Raw genomic sequence first — 18942 nt, 5'->3', positions numbered from 1 at the left:
GGGAGAGCACCATGTCGGACACGCGCACCGAGCACGACACTTTCGGACCGATAGACGTCCCTGCGGACCGACTATGGGGCGCCCAGACCCAGCGCTCGCTCGAGTATTTCGCCATCTCGACCGAGCGCATGCCGCCCGAGTTCATCGCCGCGCTGGCCGAGGTCAAGCGCGCTTGTGCCGTGGCGAACCGTGACCTCGGATTGCTGCCGCAGGACAAGGCAGCGGCGGTGATACAGGCGGCGCAGGAAGTCATTGCCGGCCTGCATCCCGGGGAATTCCCGCTGTCCATATGGCAAACGGGATCCGGCACCCAGACCAACATGAACATGAACGAAGTACTGGCCAACCGCGCCTCGGAACTGCTGGGCGGAACCCGTGGCCAGGCGCGCCTGGTGCATCCCAACGATGACGTCAACAAGGGCCAGTCGTCGAACGACATTTTCCCCACGGCGATGTACGTTGCGGCCGCGGCGGCATTCGCGCGCCACCTGCTGCCCGCGCTATGCTCTTTGCGCGAGACGCTGGAGCGCAAGGCCGCCGGCTGGAGCGATATCGTCAAGATCGGCCGCACCCATCTGCAGGACGCCACGCCGCTCACGCTGGGCCAGGAATTTTCCGGCTATGCGGCCCAACTGGCGCATGCTGAAACTGCAATCCGCTTTGCGGCCCAGGCGCTGGGCTCGCTGGCCGTCGGCGGTACCGCGGTGGGCACCGGCCTCAATGCGCATCAGGAGTTCGGCATGCGGGTCGCGCAGGAGTTGTCGCGTCGCACCGCACTGGCGTTTGCAAGCGCAGATAACAAGTTTGCCGCACTGGCTGCCCACGACGAACTGGTGTTTGCCCACGGCGCGCTGAAGACACTGGCGGCGGCCTTGATGAAGATTGCCAACGACGTTCGCTGGCTGGCCTCCGGGCCGCGGTCCGGGCTGGGTGAGATCACGATTCCCGAGAACGAGCCGGGCAGTTCGATCATGCCCGGCAAGGTCAACCCGACACAGTGCGAAGCGCTGACCATGCTCTGTGCCCAGGTATTTGGCAACGATGTCGCGCTGAACTTCGGCGGCGCTTCCGGCAATTTCGAACTGAACGTGTACAAGCCGCTGCTGATGCACAACCTGTTGCAGAGCGTGCGCCTGCTGGCCGACGGCATGCGCAGCTTCGACCAACACTGCGCCCGTGGAATCGAAGTCAACCGGCAGCGGATCGGTGAATTGATGGAGCGCTCGCTGATGCTGGTCACGGCACTGGCGCCGCATATCGGCTACGACCGTGCAGCACAGATCGCAAAGAAGGCGCACAAGGAACAAAGCAGCCTGCGCGAGGCCGCGCTGGCGCTGGGATATGTCAGCCCGCAGCAGTTCGACGATTGGGTAAAGCCTGCCGATATGGTGTAGCAAGACAGCCCGGATCGGCTTGCAAGCCGATCCGGGGGTGAAGCACGCCCTCTACCCGCCGACCACTCTTGCCGCTACCGCTACCGCGGCGTGCCGCGCCGGAACAGGTTCACGATAGCCAGCAGGATTACGGCGCCGAGCAGCGAGACCAGCAGCGAGCCGACACTGAAATCATTCTGGTTGATGGTGCCGGTTCCGAACAGCGGCGCCAGCAGCCATCCGCCCAGCAAGGCGCCGATGATGCCGACCACGACATTGAGCAGCATTCCCTGCTGTGCATCGGTACGCATGATCATGCTCGCAATCCAGCCCAGGATGCCGCCCACTACGATCCAGATGATGAAGTTCATTTCCGCTCTCCATTAAAATTAGACTCAAAAAATCCGGAAATTGACGAACCCGCCATTTCCGGCCAGCGGTCCTGTCAGCCCGCAGTCCTGGCTGCCTGGCCTGCCAGCCCCTCCTCCAGCACGACTGCAAAGGTGCCTGCCCTCCCTGCCCTTAGCTTGTTCGCGTAGTCGCACGCATCCTGCCGCGACTCAAACGAAACGACTGGATGCCCGTTCTCCAGGACCTCCCAATTGCCCGTCTGCCCGCGGCAAATCCGTACCACTCCACCCCCAGTCCACCCGCTTACCATCGGTTCTCCATCGGCCGGTGTCCTTTTTCATTAGGCATTGGTTGCGGCCAGTGGTTCTGTTTCTTGATGCAGCTTCTGCAACAGGTCTTGAGGAATTCGCAGTCTGGAGTCCGGAGTTCGTTCCACGCTGGACATAGGTTGGCACAGTCAGCGATTGGCATTCACGCTGATCGGTGTTGACGGTGCTATTGGATTTTCGTTGCCGGTCATGCGTGACTGGTATTCGTTGAGGCGGTTATATAGTGTCTTCAGGCTCACCCCCAGCACTTCTGCCGTCTGTGTCTTGTTGCCGCCGCAATAGCCCAGTGTGGCGAAGATCAGCCGTTGCTCGGCGTCCGCGAGCTTGCTTCCCAGCGGGAACGTGATGCAGTCGGTCGCCACCGGCGCCACCAGCGGCCGGGTTGGCCCTGCCGCTGGCGCCAGGTCCACTTCCTGTTCGGCCAGGATGTAGGCGCGGTGGACCACATTCTTCAGTTCGCGCACATTGCCTGGCCAATGGTATTCGCGCAGGAAGCGGCGTGACGAGCGGGACAGCGTTTTGACGGTCTCATCTTCGTCATTGAAGCGCTGCAAGAACAACCTGGCGAGCAACTCGACGTCGTCACCGCGTTCGCGCAAGGCCGGCATGTTTATCGGGAACACGGCAAGCCGGTAATAGAGGTCGCTGCGCAAGAGCCCCGCTTCCACCGCCTGCTGCGGGTCGCGGTTGGTGGCGGCGATGACCCGCACCTTGACCTTTATTTCCTCATCCGCGCCGACCCGGCAAAATCGGCCGGTCTCCAGCACGCGCAGCAGCTTGATCTGCATCTCCGGAGACATCTCGGTCAGTTCATCCAGGAACAAGGTTCCGCCTGCGGCCCGTTCGAAGCAGCCCTTGTGCATGCGCACCGCGCCGGTGAAGCTGCCGCGCTCGTGCCCGAACAATTCAGCTTCGATCAGTTGCGGAGAAACCGCGCCGCAGTTGATCGCGACAAAGGGTTTGTCGCACTCGCGTGACAGTCGATGGATTTCGGCTGCGACGAGTTCCTTGCCGGTTCCGCTTTCACCGGAGATCAGGACATTGGCCCGTGTCGGCGCCACCTTATGGATCATCTGAAACAGATGCTGCATGGGAGCGGACGCGCCGTACAGCTCGCCGCAGCAAGATGACTGTTCGAGTTCGCGCGCATGCAATGCGTCGAGTTGCCCGTTGTCGGGTACTGGCATGCTCACGAAGTTGCTGTACGAATTGTATCCACTGCTCATGAGGCTCTCCAGAGTCAATCAGCTTTGCAGTTTCTTCTGCGCCGATCTTTGCAGAACTGCAAATCATTCAACACCCGCGCTTATCCGATTCTGGCCTGGGACGCTGCCGACATTTGTCGCCGGTTTGATATGTGACTGCGGCCGGCGGGTTTCTATCCCGCTTTCTGTCGCTGTTGATTGCCGCCATGTGCTTTGAGGAATTGCAATCGGGGTTATCCAGCAACGTATTTGCGTTCGCGCAAAGGTGTTGGCCATTCCATGAACGATGGACTTGCAAGCTGCCTCTGAAGGTGCAAGTGCAAGGGCTTCAAACGGCCGCCGGTGTGCGACTACCCTGGTACTTGTACGACACGAGGAAACTTGATATGAAGAATGCGAAAAGCGTGATTGCCCTGCTGGCAGTGAGTGTGGCGCTGGCCGGCATGACTGGTTGCCAGAAACGCGAGGAGGGCGGTGCGGGTGCCAGCTCGAGCGGAAAATCCGGCACCAGCGGTGCTACCGCTTCTGGCTCGGAGTCGAGGGCAATCGGCAAGGCTGGTGGATCGTCCGGGGCGAAGTAATGCCGTTTTGCGGCTCTCTGGCTTGCGGTTGGTTTATCTGTGTTTGATGGCTGTGGTTGTGAAGCCGGGAGACACCCCGGCGGGTGTGTTCCTTTCTTTTTAAAAAGAAAGGAACCAAAGAAAAAACGTCAAAACCCACTTGGCCAACGCCCGCTTCGATAGGCAACCAGACTCGGATGTCTGGGCTAATCCAGTGCGACGCTCGCGAGTGATGATCCCTCGGCTGTGTGCCGCTTACCTAATCAGCCAACCCCATGAAGTGTCTTATACCGATGCCCGGCGCACCGTTGACTCTTAATGTTTTTCGAAGCTTCAAACAAGCGACGGGTCTGTTTCACGAAAGGCCGAGCACCGCAGTTGTTTCCGGAGATCCCCGCGCCCCCTGGCAACCCGCCCTCAAGAATCAATTAGCAGCTTCGAAAAACATTGAGAGTCAACGAGCGGTGGTGTGCGGTCGGCGGCATTGAAGCGGGTTGGCTGATCCCGGTCAGAGGCGAACGTGTGGCCGGACACTCCTCGCGAACGCCGCACTGGTTCGGCCCAGGCATCCGAGTCTGGTTGGCTATCGAGGCGGGCGTTGGCCAAGTGGGTTTTGAATTTGGTTTCTTTGGTGACTTTCTTTTCCAAAAGAAAGTTACACACCCGCCGGGGTGTCTCCCGGCTTCACAACCCCAGCCATCAAACACAGATAAACCAACCGCAAGCCAGAGAGCCGCAAAACCCAGCACCCAGAACCAAGAACCCAGAACCAAGAACCAAGAACCAAATCAATCAAACGTAATGTTATAAAACAGCGAAAACACACTCCTGGTCCCCGCTTCGGCCTCGACGGTCATCCGCGGCGACAGCGTATACCGCAGCCGCAGCGCGCTGGTTGCCGTCTCCAGCCCCTGGACAACACTGACGTACAAACGCGACGACACCTGCTTGCCGACGGTGACAATACGCTGCTGCAGCGTATCCTGGCTGCGCGACAGGTTGATGGTGTCAAGGCCGAGAGTCGATGACAGCTGGCCTTGCACGCCGGCCGCGGCCGATCCGGTCAACAGGCTTGCTGCTGCTGACTGCAGCACGCTCAGGTCGGCCCCTTCGCTCCCGCTCAGGCCATGCCCCAGCACCAGCCAGGACAGCTTTTCTGCGTCAGGTACGGTCGGCTCGGATACCAGCGTCACGCGCGGTGACAGTACGGTGCCGCGCACGCTGACCCCGGCCGCCACATCCTGGCGACGCCGCATCGCCAGGATGTCCAGTGCCGGGTTGCTGATCGCGCCGGTGAAACGCAATACTCCCTGCTCGATCGCCAGCTCCTTGCCGTAGGCCGTGAAACTGCCCTCGGCTACGCGTAGCGTTCCCTGCGTCTGCAGCGGCGCGCCGGGCGTGTTGCGGATGCGCAGGTCGCCGACGATGCGCGCATCGAGGCCGCGGCCGCGCAGCCGCAGCTGGTCGCCGAGCCCGATGGTCAGGTCGATATCCGGCGCCAGGGCGGTGGGCGCTTTTTTCTGCTGGCCCACGATCACCACGTCATCGGACAACTCCGGCAGCTCGGTCTTGCCGATGTCCACCAGGCCGGAGTCGATGGTGAAACCGCCGCGCACCCGCGCCGCACGGGCGCTCAGTTCGATCCGGCTGTTGCCGCTGACGACGATGCGGCGGTCGGAGCGGTTGAACAGCCCGAAGCGAGTGGCCCGCAGGTCGAGCTGCCCGCTCGCCTGGCCGCCCGCGAATTGCAGCGGGCCGGTCACGGCAAGCATGCCCTCGCCGCCGGTGAAGGACAGGTTCTTCACCAGCAAGCGATCATCCTCGAAGCTGGCATCGAGCTGGCCCTGGCGCAGGTCGATGCCAGGGTCGGTCACGAACACGCGCAGCGCTTCGCCGCGCACCTGGCCCGACAGGCGCGGCGCCGCCAGCGTGCCGGCCAGCTGTACGTCGCTCTGCAGACGGCCCTCGGTGATCAGGAGAGGCGAGATCAGGCCGCCGGCCCAGCCGATGGAGGGCATGTCGATGCGGGCGCTGCCGCTGATACTGCCGTTGCGCGCCATCCCCAATTGTCCGCCGTCGCTTTGCACCTGTGCCGCCGCGCGCACGGCGACTTGACCCAGTTGGCGGCCCTGTGCGCCCAGCGTGAGCTCGACCCGATTATTGACGGCTTCAAGTTTTGCCTGTAGCTCGCCCAGGCCCAGCACCGCCTGGCTGGCGCCGAGCACCGTCACATCGCCCGAGACCCGTCGCAGTTGCGCACGCCCATTCAAGGCTTGTGCCAGCGTCAGGTTCCATTCGCCGTCCAGCACCAGGTCGGTGGCGACGGTCGACGACTTGCCTGCCAGTTCCAGCAGGCGTGCCAGCTCTACCCGCTGCAGGCGGCCACGGGTGACGGTGCCGCGCTCGTCATGCGCGAACTGGTCGATCTGGATCACGCTGCCCTCGACTTCCAGCCGGAGCTGCTCCACCACCTGCCGCTGGGCGGAAAGTTGCAGCAGCGCAGGGTTGGCCAGGCGCGCTTTCAAACGGCCCGCGCTATCCAGCCGCTGCAGCGTGCCGTGCCAGGATGGCGACGATGCCAGCGATTCCACGCCGCCAGCGGCGGCAGCGGCAAGGCTTTGCTGCGCCTTGGCTGCGCGAACCGAAATCTGGTGACGGCTGGTGCTGCCATCGGCCGCGATGGCAAGCGTGTCGAGCTTGCGCGCTCCATCCGCCAGGCTGCGCGCCTGCAGATCGATCTGCAGCGGTGCCTCGGGCTGCGGCGCAAACTGCATGCGCAGTTCCACGCTCGCGACAGACTGCCGCTCGCGGGCCAGTCCCTGCAGGCTGGCCTGCGTCTTGAGCTCGCCGATGTTGAATGCCTGGCGCGGATCCAGCCGCAGGCTGATTCGCCCGGATCCCGACTGCAGCCGGCCAAGGGCCGGCACATCCAGCCCCTGGGCCTTCCAGTTCGCCTCGATCGCAGGCGCGGCGACCGTGCCGCGCGCGGTGCCGTCGGCCAGCAATGCGCCCCGCCAGCCGCGGCCGAGCTGGTCCAGCCTGGGCGCGTTCACGTCGAAGCGCAGTTCGCCCGAGCGCCGGCCTTGGGACAGGCTGCCGGCGATTCGCAGCCGGTTGTCGCCGGCTTGCAGCGCCAGTTCGGGCACCTCCAGCATGTCGCCCTTGAGCATGACTTTGCCCTTGCCTTGCAAGGGCTGGCCGGCCAGGCGGCTGTCGGCAATGCCGAATTCCAGCGTCCCGGACAAGGTCGGCGCGCGCGCACCTTGCAGCGAGAAGTTCCCGTTCAGCAGCATGTCCGGCACTTGCGGAAAATTGCCGAGCGCGCGCGGGCTGAAGCGGGAGAAGCTGCCCTGCGCGGCGAACGGTTGTTGTCCATCGAGGTTCACGCTGCCGGTCGCCGCCAGTTCGCCGCCGGCAACCCGAATGCGCGCACGTTCCAGCGTCAGCCGCTGGTCGGCCAGTACCGCCCGCACATCGAAGTCCAGCGGCTGGGCCTGTGCCCGTTCCACCAGCGCCAGCGCCAATTCGTCACGACCTTCGACATGACGCAGGTCGGCACGGCCGGAAAGCCTGGTCTTGCGCGCTCGCGCATCCAGCCGCGACAGGTCGAGCCCATCGGTGACCAGCGCCATCGACAGCGCGCCGCCGGCGATGCTGCCACTGCCGTTGACGGTCCCGGCCGGCTGCCGCGCCGTACCCAGGCGAGCAACCAGCTGGTCGAACAACAGGCGGCGGTCTTGCTGTGAAAACCGCAACTGCAGGCTTTGCAGCGGCAGTGCATTTCTATCCAGCGTGCCGGCTTCAGCGTTGCGCAGCGCCAGCGATCCACGCCCGTTTGCATCTGCCTGCAAGTCGGCATCGAGGCTGGTACGCGGCGCGGCGGCGCTGAAGAAGGACAGGTCGATGCCGCGCGCCGTCAGCTGCGAGGCCGACAGCGGTTGCGGGCTGAACGGGCGCAGCGTGAAGCGGCCGTCGATGTGGGCCGGCGCAGATTTCTGTGCGAGATCCGCCGCCAGCGTGGCCTGCAGGTTTGCAAGCGTGCCTGAGAGGCTGGCCGTTCCCCGTGCGCCGAGCTGCTTCCCGTCCACCGTGGCCGCGCTCTCGATCGCGAACCGGCCTTGCAGTACATAAGGACTGATGTCATGCAGGGTGGCCTCGCCGCCGAGTTCGCCAAGAACCGGCAGCGCCGGATCCGGGGAGCGCAGCTTGAGCGGTTGCAGGCGTGCCCGGTAGCGGGCGCCGTCGTAGTCCAGCGCCAGGCTCAGCGCACCCAGCTCCACCAGCGGCAAGGGGCCGCGTGCCAGCACTGCCTGCACCACTTGCAGGCGGTCGATCTGTAGCCGCAGTGGCAGTCTCAGTGCCGCTGGCAGGACCAGCGGCTCGTCCTTTTTGGCGACGCTGGTGACGACGTCGATACGTTGCGCCGACAGCATGCTGACGTGCAGCAGTCCGCTCAGAAGCGCGTGCGGCTGCCACTCCAGCTGCACCTGCCGGGCGATCACTTGCTGGTCGATGTCCTTCCATGTCACACGGTCGAGGCGCAGCGTGCCGCCCAGCCTGCCGTGCACGCCCTCGATCGCAATTGCGCCGCCGCCATATTGGCGCAGTGCCAGCGCGATTGCGGAACGGGCGCCGCCTTCGGTGCCAGCCAGCCACCAGGCCGCAGCAAGCACCGCCAGCAAGGCCAGCAGGACTGCCGCGCCGATCCACCTGGCAATGCGGGTGCCGCGATGGCGCAGGCGGCCCCCGCCGGGTCCGGCCTTGTCCTTGTCCTTTTCCTTGTCGTTGTCGTCAGAAGCCATAGCCGATCGAGAAGTGGAGGCGCGGTTTGCGCGTCTCGTGGCCGAACGCGAGGTCGAAATTTACCGGGCCGACCGGACTGCGCCAGCGGGCGCCTACGCCAGTGCTGCGCGCAAAGTGGAAGTCGCGCCAGCTGTCGGCGGCATTGCCCGCATCGGAGAACACGGCAGCGCCCCACTCGGGGGTGAAGTGATAGACCAGTTCTCCGCTCACCAAGGCCATCACCCGTCCGCTGACGATGGCGCCGCTCTGCGCCACCCCCAGGCTGTTGTAGGCATAGCCGCGCACGGTCTGGTCGCCGCCAGTGCGAAACAGCAGGTCGTCCGGAACCTGTTCGCGGCTGGCGCCGAACACTTGCCCGGCCTGCGCTCGCAGCACGCCCGACCAGCGCCGCGTCAGCGGGCGCAGCAAGGTGAACTGGGTCCAGGCACGCCCGATATTGCGCTCGTTGAGAAGGCCGGCCGGACCGCCGCCCAGTTCGACTACCGCGACATGGCCGCGGCGAGGGGAAAACAGATTGTCGAGGCGGCGGCGGGTGTAGCGCCAGCTGCCGACCAGCGCCTGCCGATTGTTGGGATCGGCGTTGGGAAGTTGCTGGCGGTCGATCATCCAGGCCAGGCTCCAGACATTTTCGTCGGTGCGGCTCGGACTGGTCAGCCGGGCCACGGTGCGGATCTTGTCGTTGATCTCGCTATTGATATCGGTGTGCGCGTAGTTGGCGGCGATGCTGGGCGTCCAGCCATTTTCGCGGCGCGGAAAGCTCAGCTCGCCGCCGATGATGCGGGTCACACGGTCCACGCGCGCTTCCGATTCCAGCCGCCAGTCGCGCCCGAGGAAACGACGGTCCAGCCAGCGCGCCTGCAGGTGGGCGCCAGTGTCGGTCGAGATGCCGCCGCCCAGCGCCAGCCGGCGCCGCTCATGCTCGACCAGGTCCAGGTGCACCGGCACCTCGAGCGGATGCGCCGGGTCTATCTCGGTCGTGGCGAATGCGGACTTGAAGTAACCCGTGGCCTGGATCCGGGACTGCAGTTCGTTGAGCTTGTCCTGGCTGTAGGGCTCGCCAGGCTGGATCGGATTCTGCGCGTCGACCGTGCGGCGCGGGTAGCGGCTCAGTCCCTGCACCCGCAATTCACCGAAGGTGAACGCCGGCCCCGAATCGACCTGAACCGACAGCTGCGCGCGCTGCCGTTCGGGATCGATCCGTGCTTCGCTGTCCGCGATGCGGGCGGCGGGATAGTCGCGGTTCAACAGGTTTTTCAGCAAGTCGTTCTTGGCGTCGGTCCAGTCTTTCTGGCGGAACGCCTGGCCCGCTTTCAAGCTCCATTGCCGCCGCAGGCGCTCGATGCGGGCAGCGGATGCCGGGTTGGCCGCGATGTGACCGGAAAATTGTATGGACACGCTCTCGATTACGGTCTGCGGCCCCGGGGTGACGGTGAAGCGCGCCACCAGTTGCTCGCCCCTGGTCTCGGTCTGCTGCTGGACCTGCGCGGAAAAATAGCCCTCGGTCGCCAGCACGGTTCTTATCTGCCCGATGGCAGCACCTGCCAGGCGGCGAAACTCCTCAGCCGGCATGGTCTGCTCTCGCACATACCGGCTGATGTCCAGCGATTCATTCAATTGCCTGGCCAGCGGTGCCGGCGCGTCGATCACGACCTCGTAGGGCTGCGCCGGCTGGGCCGTGCAGGGGGCGCACAGCGATAGCGCCAGCGACAGGGCGGCGGCGCGCAGGTCGCGGCGCGGACGAAGCAGGGTGGTCAGGATGCGAAGCAGGTCGCGGATCTCCATTACTGATGCAGCAAGGTTTGTGCTGCCGGTGTCCGGATTATATAGAGCGCGCAGCCGCAGGGTGAACGACTGATGAGCGACCGATGCACCGGGTCAGGCAGCATTGTGAATCAGTGGTGGCGAATTGTTAGCGCGATTCAGAGCGAGTGTGCGGTAAATCGCGGCGCGTGGAAGTGGCGCAGTCGCAGCGCCTGATGTGAGCCCGTGACAGGATTGAGGCTCCTCGATTCCGGCTTTACCTATGAAAACTGGGGTGCGGGCGAACAATCCGGTCGGTGGCGTCGATCGCTGTCGGGGCGTCTGGCACAGAGCTTGCAAATGACAGAGCTTGCAAGCAATGGCTGCGGCTGCTGGTGATCACTCGTGATCCAGCGGCGGATTTGTTAACCAAGGCAGGAGGTGATGATCATGTTCTCAAAGGTTTCCAGCACGCTGAAATCGCGCAGCCCGGCTCACCATTCGCCATCCGTCCGCCGCTTTTCTCTGGCCAGACAGCCGATCGTGAAAACCTGTACCAGGGCTTCGGTCACGATCAAGGAAAAGCCACCCGTTTTTCGGCTCGACCGGATTGTTCATTACCCGGCTAACCTGGTTCCCTTCGATCGGCTGCCGTGCCGCGGCGCAGGGCCTTTCCAGCAATGGGCGATCGAGCCCGGCCCGAACGAAGACAAGATTCTCGGCCCGGAACACGGCGTCCTGTTCAGGGCCTGGGGTGATGCGCCGTTTACCGGTCTTGAAGTGGGCGAGTATGCCGATCGCAATTCAAAATATCTCTACATGATCTGCGCAGACGGTATCCGCTTGCTGAAGGAGATGCGGCCGCAGGACACCGACCGTGGCGTGGGTACCCACAGCAACCTTGCCCGCTACGGATTCGGGGGGGAGTTGTGGTTGCAAGCGGATGGTTCCTTCATTGTCAATGCCTGTTCCACCCGTTCCCCGGTGCAGGTGCCGAAGGAATACGACTTCGAAAAAAAGATCTGGAAGCTGCCCGCCGAGGGCACACCCGAACGGGCGGAATGCGAAGCCCGCTACCGGGCAGGCATCAAGCTGTTCGTCAAGCTTCAGCGCGCCACCTGTCACCAGGTGCCACTCGGGCAGCGCTGGGGAAAGATCACTCCGGTGAGGCTCGACCATACGCCGTTGCTGCGCCCCCCGGCTGCCAGCGGATTGAATCCCCCAATGGCGTTGTGACAAGTGCCGGCAATCAGCAATCGGACGGCAGGCGGGCGGCTTCGAGCCGCGACGGGAAGGGCCAGCGGAAACCGGTCGAAGCGAGGTTCCCTGGCGTGGCCGGGCTGCGGAAGCCTCGCGGAGGTCTACAATATGGGACTCCGGCCCTGCTAGCCGACAATCCGCCAATCCCCCCAACTCGCCAATGACTGCCTCCCACGAAATCCGCCCCGGACAATCGATAGAACTCCTGAAGGAGTTGCACATCCTGACGCGCGACGGCAAGTTGAACCAGGACAGCCGGCGCAAGCTGAAGCAGGTCTATCATCTGTATCAGTTCATCGAGCCGCTGCTGCAGGAGTTGGAGCAAAGCCATCCCGACATGCATCTGGTCGACCATGGCGCGGGAAAGTCTTACCTGGGCTTCATCCTGTATGACCTGTTCTTCAAGTCACGCAACCAGGGCACGGTGGTCGGCATCGAGACGCGGGAAGAGCTGGTGACGAAATCGCGCGAACTGGCGGCGCGGCTCGGATTCGGCCGGATGGAATTTTTCAACCTGTCAGTCGCCGAGTCGATCAATTCGTCCTTGCTGCCGCCCAAGGTCGACATCGTCACCGCCTTGCATGCCTGCAATACCGCAACCGACGATGCCATCCGCTTCGCACTGGCAAAGCAGGCGCGCTTCGTGGTCCTGGTGCCGTGCTGCCAGGCCGAGGTGGCGTCGGTGCTGAACCGCAACAAGGGCCGTTCGCTGGCGCGCGACGCACTGACCGAAATGTGGCGCCATCCGCTGCATACGCGCGAATTTGGCAGCCAGGTGACCAACGTCCTGCGCTGCCTGCAACTGGAAGCGCACGGCTACCAGGTGCGGGTGACCGAACTGGTCGGCTGGGAACATTCGATGAAGAACGAGCTGATCATTGCCACCTACAAGGACCTGCCGCGCGCGCGCCCGGCCCAGCGCCTGGAGGAAGTCCTGTCCTCGCTTGGCCTGGAAGAAATGCAGGAACGCTTTTTCGCCTGAGCTGCCCGCCGCTCAATGCGGCAGTTGCCGGCTGCCGCGTATGGTGAGCTTAAGTTTGCGGATCGACAGGAATATCTCGTCCAGGAAAAACAGGTAGCTCAGCACCAGGCTGGCCATGGCAGCCACGAACAGGCCCGCAATCAGCGTATTCATGCCGGCGCCGGCGTCGAACGCGTCTTCGAGGAACATGGCGGTGATCACGCAGCACATCAGCAGTCCGCACAGTCCGCACGACAATATCGCCCGGTAGATCGCACGCCGGCGGCGTAGCAGCACATCGGTTTCATGCCGGTATTCGGTTGCCCGTGCCGGGTCGGACAGTTCCTCCTGCGGCCGCCAGTCGAGCCAGCGCTTGCGGTCGACGATGCGCGACAGCCGGTTGTTCAGTACGCGCATCTGCATGGCCACGGCGCCCAGCAGGAAGGCGGGCGCGATCGCATTCTGAACGATGGTGCCGAGATGATCTGCTTGCAGGTCCATGTGGGGGATATCAAAGTGTGGATCAATGCCCGCGGTAGGATGGCATGTGTGTCGCCGCGGGCCGATGCAAAGTCTTGATTCTAGACCCAGCCCCATCAGGAATGTGATGAAATCTTGGCGTCGGATGGCGGAGCACCTCATTCGTGACGACCAGCCCTGCGAACTCGAATATGTCGGATTCTGGGCCAGGGCCTGGGCCGGGCTGATCGATCTCGGCCTGCTGGCAGCGCTGGTATTCCCGCTATTGCAGTTTGCCGAGCGCGGCCCTGCGCACCTGCTGCAGCCCGGCGCTGGCGGCCTGGCTCCGCTGCTGTTGTCCGCTGCGGCAGCCCTGTTGTTCTACCTCGCGCCCGGTACCACCCCCGGCAAGCTGGCGATCTCGGCAGTGGTGGTGGACGAGCGCACCGGTTGTCCGCCCGCGCTGCCGCAGCGAATCGGTCGCTCGCTCGGCCTGTTGCTGTCGCTGGTGCCGTTCGGGCTCGGGTTCCTGTGGGTCGCCTTCCATCCGAAGAAGCAGGCGTGGCATGACAAGCTGGCTGGCACGCTGGTCGTGCGCGAGCGCCAGCTTGGGTCCGGGTCAGCGCGGCCTGCAAAGGGGCAGGTCCCGGAGAATCAGGCTGCGGCCACCCGGCACTGATCGCCGTCCCGGCAAGAGCGTTGCGCTGCCCGCCGCCGGCCCATCCCATCCGATCCCCCCATTCCCGGCATCCGCCACCCGGATTCACGAAACCTGGACCGCCTGTTCCTCGATTGCCGCTTCGTAGATGGCCACCAATTGCCGGTAGTTGCTCGCCGGCGTGTACTTCTCCAGATAGACCGAGCGCGCATTGCGTCCCATGGCCAGCATCTCTTGCGGATGCTGGTTCGCCCAGGCCAGCTTGGCGGCCAGATCGCGCGCGGATCCGGGCATGAAAAGCAGGCCAGTCCTGTTGTCGTCGATCATCTCCGCCATCGAACCGAATCGTGGCGCAATCACGGGCAGGCCGCAGGAAAAGGCTTCCATCTGCACCAGTCCGAAGGTCTCGTACCACATGCTCGGCATGACCAGGCAGGAGGCACTGTTCATCTGTCGCAGCACTTCGGTCCGGTCAACCCGGCCACAGGCGTTCAGTTGCGGATGAGCCTGCGCGATCGGCAGTTCGGGGCCATTACCCAACACGGCGACCGTCATGCCGGGGATGCTTTCCACCGCTTCAGCGAGCAGCGACAAGCCCTTTTCCACCGACAAGCGACCAACGAAAAGTGCACCCGAGCGGTCCACCTCGCGCATCGGCTCATGACGTACGAAGTTCGGCTTGATCGTGATGCGATCGGCCGGCAGCCCGCCCTCCACGAACTTGTCGCGCGAAAACTGATTCAGCGCGATGTAGCGCGCGACCTTGCGATGGAAAGTACCCAGGCTCCAGTGAACCACAAGCATGCCGGCCAGCACCGCAGACTGCGCCGTTGAATCGTGATAGCAGCCGCGTACCACCCCGCGCCAGGGGATCGTGCCCTTGCAGTCCTCGCACACTTGCTTGTTCCGCAGGAACATGGCCTGCAAGCACATCAGCCGGAAGTTGTGCAGGGTCTGCACAACGGGGCGGCATTTCTTTGACGCCGCCCAGTAGAGTGAGGGGGAGACCAGTGGAAAGCTGTTGTGGACATGGATCACATCCGGCTTGAATTCGTCGATCTGGCGCTCGAGTTCAAGCGTGGTGCGCGACGACCACACCGTTTCACGGGCGAGTGTCACCTTGCCCATTCCGGCGATACTGGCGTTGTCGCGTCCGAATAGCTCAACGACATGCCCGTGCTCGCGCAGCAGCCGGATTTCGTCATCGACCACGACATCTTCGCCGCCGCGTTCGCGATAGCGGTTGTGAATGACGAGGATGCGCTCGGCTTTCATCGTCCGGAAAGCCTTCGCGTGCCAGCATGAACAGCGCCGGCGCTGTGCAGGTACGCCACTGCCTGGTCGATCATCAGCCCACCGCCGTCGAAAATTCACGTGCCGCACGCATTCCACCCAATGGTTGAAATCGCGACAATTGTTGTAATGGACACGGGTTCCGGGGCCGGGTTCCGCGCGTCGTGCGGCGTGATGATCTGGACTTGCAGCAGGGGTCGCTACAAGGAATGCAATCCCCGACCCGCTGGATCAAGGAGGCTGCGCCGTCCGGGAACAGTCTTGAGATGCCAGGAAAGCGGCATCAAGCGGCATCAAGCGGCTTGCGTGGCGGCCCGCCGGGCGATCGCTACGCAGCCTCCTGGCGTGCCAGTGCCTGCTTCGGTCGTCCAGCGAGTACATCGATGATTGGACATTCCGGCCGTGCATCTCCATTACAAGCCGTGGCCAGCTGCTGCAACTGGTTTCGTATCGCCTGCAGCCTCCCAATGTCGGCGTCCACCTCGGCAATGTACTGGTTTGCCAGCGCTTTTACTTCCGCGCTCTGCCGCGACTTGTCATCCCACAGGCTCAGCAGCGAGCGTATCCGGTCGATCGAGAAGCCCAGTTCGCGTGAGCGCTTGATGAAGCGCAATACCTGCACATCCTTGTCGTCGAAATCGCGATAGCCGGACCCGCTGCGGCGGGTGGCGCCGATCAGGCCTATGCTCTCGTAGTAGCGGATGATTTTCGGATTCAGTCCCGATCCACTTGCAGCTTGCCCTATGTTCATTTCAGTCTCCCAGGAAAATTGCTTGGCTTCCAGCGTCGCAGCAACAGGGCATTGCTCACAACACTGACGCTGGAAAACGCCATGGCAGCGCCGGCGATCATCGGATTCAGGAATCCGAACGCCGCCAGCGGTATGCCCACTATGTTGTAGATGAATGCCCAGCCGAGGTTCTGCCGGATCTTGTGGTAGGTCTTGTGAGATATGTCGATGGCGTCAGCCACCAGCGCCGGGTCGCCGCGCATCAGCGTGATGCCCGCGGTATGCATGGCGACATCGGTACCGGTCGACATGGCGATGCCGACGTCTGCAGCGGCGAGTGCCGGCGCGTCGTTGATGCCGTCGCCGATCATCGCCACGCGCCGGCCCTCCGCCTTCAGTGCCATCACCACGCTGGCCTTGTCGGCTGGCAGCACTTCGGCGCGGATATTGGCGATGCCGATTTCCTTTCCGACTGCCGCCGCGCTGCCCTTGTTGTCACCGGTCAGCATGATGCTTTCGATGCCCATCTGCTGCAGCCGGGCGACGGCACCCGATGCCGATGGCTTGATGGTGTCGCCAAATGCCAGCAGTCCCATGACTGTCGCCTGCCGGCCATCGCCGCGCGCCAGCCAGGAAACGGTGCGGCCGGCATGCTCGTGCTGGTCCGCCGCGTCGGCGAAGCCCGCCGTCGCGGCGCCAATCTCGTTCATCAGGCGGCGGTTGCCGAGCCATATGGTGGCATCTGCCGCATCTGCCGAATTTGCCAGGCCGGCCTGCACACCGCGGCCCGGGAGCGCGCGCGCATCGCCGGTGGCCGGGATTTCCAGGCCGCGCCGTGCTGCTTCGTCCACCACCGCCCGTGCCAGCGGATGGTTGCTGGTTTTTTGGACGGCGGCTGCCATGCGCAGCAGTTCATCTTCGGTGGTGGCGGCGTCGATCGCCAGCAGTGCGGGTTTGCCCTCGGTCAGCGTGCCGGTCTTGTCGAATGCGACTGCGGTGATGCTGTGGGCCGTTTCCAGCGCCTCGGCGTCCTTGATCAGGATGCCGTAGCGGGCAGCCACGCCGGTGCCGACCATGATCGAAGTAGGCGTCGCCAGTCCCAGCGCGCAGGGACAGGCGATTACCTGTACCGCGACCGCATTGAGCAAGGCTTGTTGCCAGTCACCGGTCATGATTCCCCAGCCCAGCAAGGTGAGCACGGACACCACCAGCACCACCGGGACGAAGACCGCGCTGACCTTGTCGACCAGCCTTTGTATCGGCGCCTTCACCGCCTGTGCGTCTTCGACCAGGCGAATGATCTGCGACAGCATGGTCTGGCTGCCGATCGCAGTGGTCTCGATCAGCAGCACGCCGTCGGCATTCACCGCGCCGCCGGTCACCTGCGCCCCGGCCGACTTGGCAACCGGCAGGCTTTCGCCGGTGAGCAGGGACTCGTCGAGCGTGCTGCTGCCTTCGACGATACGACCATCTACCGGCACCCGCTCGCCCGGCCGCACCAGCACCAGGTCGCCCAGCTGCACGGCATCGATGGACTCCAGGCTGTCGACGCCGTTGCGCCGTACAGTGGCGGTGGTGGTCTTGAGCGACTCCAGTGCGCGGATGGCGGCGACGGTCTGGAATTTTGCGCGTGCCTCCAGCCATTTTCCGAGCAGCACCAGCGTGATCACCACGGCCGAGGATTCGAAGTAGAGGTGGGCATGGCCGCCGTGCGCCATCAGCAGGTAAACAGACAGGCCGTAAGCGGCGCTGGTGCCGATCGCCACCAACAGGTCCATGTTGCCGGCGCCGGCGCGCACGGCTTTCCAGCCGGCCCGGTAAAAACGGGCGCCGAGCCAGAACTGGACCGGCGTGGCCAATAGCAGTTGCATGGTGCCGGGCAGCATCCAGTCGCGGCCGAACAGCATGCCCAGCATTGGCGCCGCCAGCGGCAGCGTCAACAGAGCTGCCACCGCCACCGGCCACCAGCCAGGCAATGCGGGCTTCCCGGCTTCCTGCTGCGCGCCGTCAGCGGTTCTTGCGTGGTACCCGGCTTTTTCCACCGCTGCCACCAGTGCGGCGGGCGAGGTGCCGCTTGCCATCCGGACCAGCGCCTTTTCCGTCGCCAGGTTGACGCTTGCATCCAGCACGCCTGGCACCGCCTTCAGCGCTTTCTCTACACGCCCGACGCAGGAGGCGCAGGTCATGCCGTCGATAGCCAGCGAGGTGGTTGTGGTGGCGACGTGATAGCCGGCCTTTTCTATCGCGGCGTTGAGCATGTCGGCAGTCACCGCCGGGTCCGCCTGCACCGCTGCTTTTTCGGTTGCCAGGTTCACGCTTGCGGAACGCACTCCCGGGACTGCGGACAGTGCCCTCTCGACCCGCAGCACGCACGACGCGCAGGTCATGCCTTCGATCGGCAGGTTGAATCCGGCCTCAGTGCCACCTGGTACGGCGACAGCGCCGCTTGCAGCTCTCCATGCTTCCATTATTGTTCTCCTTGCGAGGAGTACCAGCATAGACCTTCCAACGATGGCAAGGTCAAGTAATGGAGAGGATGAAGGGGATGAAGGGGATGAAGGGTATGAAATCGCGCACTTGACCTTCCCGCGGGTGGAAGGTCTAAAGTGGAGGCTGTATTGTTAACAGGAGAAACAGAATGCTGACTTTTCGCGTCGACGACATGACATGCGGGCACTGCGTGGCGAGCATCACCAAGGCGCTCAAACAGGCCGATCCGGCGGCGGCCGTCGAGATCGACCTGCCGCAGCACCTGGTAAAGGTGGACACCCGGGCCGAGGCGAACGGTATCGAGCAGGCGATCCGCGAAGCGGGCTATACGCCGGTCGCTGCCTGACGACTGGGTTGGGCCATTGTTCATGAGGGGCGCTGCCCTTGCAGCCCGGTGGCCCAGCCCTTGCCATTCCATTTTTTTAAAAACATTTTCACCGGCACTCCAGCCAATGGGAATCCGGGCCCAGAGTACGCGCTCGGGATTCGGAAAAATTTGATTCAGATCAACTTTGTCCGGCTCCATGGAACACGCTGTTTCTCCCCGAGCCGTGCGCGTTTGCCGGCAGCCGGCCCGAGACGACGAAATTCCGGCAATTGCATGCTCGACATTTGCTGAATTGCAAAACTTCCTGTAAAAAGTCGGCATCCTCGGGCTTCTGGAGAGCCCATTCACAAAAATCAGGAGAATAGATTGCGTACATCCCTTTTTGTCCTCGCTGCAGCGGTC

At 63.8% G+C, this 18942-nt stretch carries 14 protein-coding genes; 6 read left to right on the top strand and 8 right to left on the bottom strand.

Annotated elements, in window-relative coordinates:
* Positions 1-11 precede the first annotated feature (11 nt).
* On the top strand, positions 12-1394 hold the full coding sequence (fumC, locus tag FVE66_RS14960) for a class II fumarate hydratase (protein ID WP_151448257.1): 1383 nt from the start codon (positions 12-14) through the stop codon (positions 1392-1394).
* Positions 1395-1474: 80 nt separating this feature from the next.
* Here fumC and FVE66_RS14955 read toward each other — a convergent pair whose 3' ends face one another.
* Together FVE66_RS14955 and FVE66_RS14950 are read right to left on the bottom strand one after the other, a co-directional pair.
* The gene (locus tag FVE66_RS14955) at positions 1475-1744 is read right to left on the bottom strand and encodes a GlsB/YeaQ/YmgE family stress response membrane protein (protein WP_151448256.1); all 270 of its coding nucleotides are present in this window, start codon (positions 1742-1744) and stop codon (positions 1475-1477) included.
* Positions 1745-2181: 437 nt separating this feature from the next.
* The gene (locus tag FVE66_RS14950; protein WP_151448255.1) at positions 2182-3279 is read right to left on the bottom strand and encodes a sigma-54 interaction domain-containing protein; all 1098 of its coding nucleotides are present in this window, start codon (positions 3277-3279) and stop codon (positions 2182-2184) included.
* Between the two features lie 365 nt (positions 3280-3644).
* Here FVE66_RS14950 and FVE66_RS14945 point away from each other — a divergent pair, with 365 nt between their 5' ends.
* Positions 3645-3839, top strand: coding sequence for a hypothetical protein (locus FVE66_RS14945; RefSeq protein ID WP_151448254.1), 195 nt, complete (start codon positions 3645-3647; stop codon positions 3837-3839).
* 767 nt (positions 3840-4606) lie between these two features.
* Here FVE66_RS14945 and FVE66_RS14940 read toward each other — a convergent pair.
* Together FVE66_RS14940 and FVE66_RS14935 are read right to left on the bottom strand one after the other, a co-directional pair.
* Entirely contained in the window at positions 4607-8620 is a 4014-nt protein-coding gene (locus FVE66_RS14940; RefSeq protein ID WP_151448253.1) for a translocation/assembly module TamB domain-containing protein, read from the bottom strand.
* Positions 8610-10403 (bottom strand): autotransporter assembly complex protein TamA, encoded by a 1794-nt coding sequence (locus FVE66_RS14935; RefSeq protein ID WP_151448252.1) that lies wholly within the window; start codon positions 10401-10403, stop codon positions 8610-8612. Before FVE66_RS14935 ends, FVE66_RS14940 begins: the two co-directional genes overlap by 11 nt.
* 408 nt (positions 10404-10811) lie before the next feature.
* Here FVE66_RS14935 and FVE66_RS14930 point away from each other — a divergent pair, with 408 nt between their 5' ends.
* Positions 10812-11597, top strand: coding sequence for a hypothetical protein (locus tag FVE66_RS14930; protein WP_151448251.1), 786 nt, complete (start codon positions 10812-10814; stop codon positions 11595-11597).
* A gap of 184 nt (positions 11598-11781) precedes the next feature.
* Complete coding sequence (locus FVE66_RS14925; protein WP_151448250.1) at positions 11782-12603, top strand: class I SAM-dependent methyltransferase; 822 nt, start codon at positions 11782-11784, stop codon at positions 12601-12603.
* A gap of 12 nt (positions 12604-12615) precedes the next feature.
* On the opposite strand, the gene FVE66_RS14920 is transcribed toward FVE66_RS14925, so the two are convergent.
* Positions 12616-13083 (bottom strand): DUF2721 domain-containing protein, encoded by a 468-nt coding sequence (locus FVE66_RS14920; protein ID WP_161993292.1) that lies wholly within the window; start codon positions 13081-13083, stop codon positions 12616-12618.
* 106 nt (positions 13084-13189) lie between these two features.
* On the opposite strand from FVE66_RS14920, the gene FVE66_RS14915 reads away from it, so the two are divergent.
* On the top strand, positions 13190-13720 hold the full coding sequence (locus tag FVE66_RS14915; RefSeq protein ID WP_161993291.1) for an RDD family protein: 531 nt from the start codon (positions 13190-13192) through the stop codon (positions 13718-13720).
* 84 nt (positions 13721-13804) lie between these two features.
* Here the strand turns inward: FVE66_RS14915 and FVE66_RS14910 are convergent, their stop codons facing one another.
* From FVE66_RS14910 to FVE66_RS14900, 3 genes are all read right to left on the bottom strand, one after another.
* Positions 13805-14974 (bottom strand): glycosyltransferase family 4 protein, encoded by a 1170-nt coding sequence (locus FVE66_RS14910; protein WP_151448247.1) that lies wholly within the window; start codon positions 14972-14974, stop codon positions 13805-13807.
* A gap of 346 nt (positions 14975-15320) precedes the next feature.
* On the bottom strand, positions 15321-15743 hold the full coding sequence (gene cueR, locus FVE66_RS14905; RefSeq protein WP_151448246.1) for a Cu(I)-responsive transcriptional regulator: 423 nt from the start codon (positions 15741-15743) through the stop codon (positions 15321-15323).
* Positions 15740-18190 carry a heavy metal translocating P-type ATPase gene (locus tag FVE66_RS14900; RefSeq protein WP_151448245.1) on the bottom strand — a complete coding sequence of 817 codons (2451 nt, stop codon included), beginning with the start codon at positions 18188-18190 and terminating at the stop codon, positions 15740-15742. The genes cueR and FVE66_RS14900 overlap by 4 nt, the downstream gene beginning before the upstream one ends.
* A 170-nt stretch (positions 18191-18360) precedes the next feature.
* Between FVE66_RS14900 and FVE66_RS14895 the strand changes: the two genes are divergently transcribed.
* Entirely contained in the window at positions 18361-18558 is a 198-nt protein-coding gene (locus tag FVE66_RS14895) for a heavy-metal-associated domain-containing protein (protein WP_151448244.1), read from the top strand.
* Positions 18559-18942: the final 384 nt, after the last annotated feature.

This window comes from Lacisediminimonas profundi, from assembly GCF_008831265.1.
In the GTDB taxonomy this organism is placed as follows: Bacteria; Pseudomonadota; Gammaproteobacteria; order Burkholderiales; family Burkholderiaceae_D; genus Lacisediminimonas; species Lacisediminimonas profundi.
Note: the sequence above shows the minus strand (reverse complement) of the source record. Positions and strands in the feature narration are given on the sequence as shown.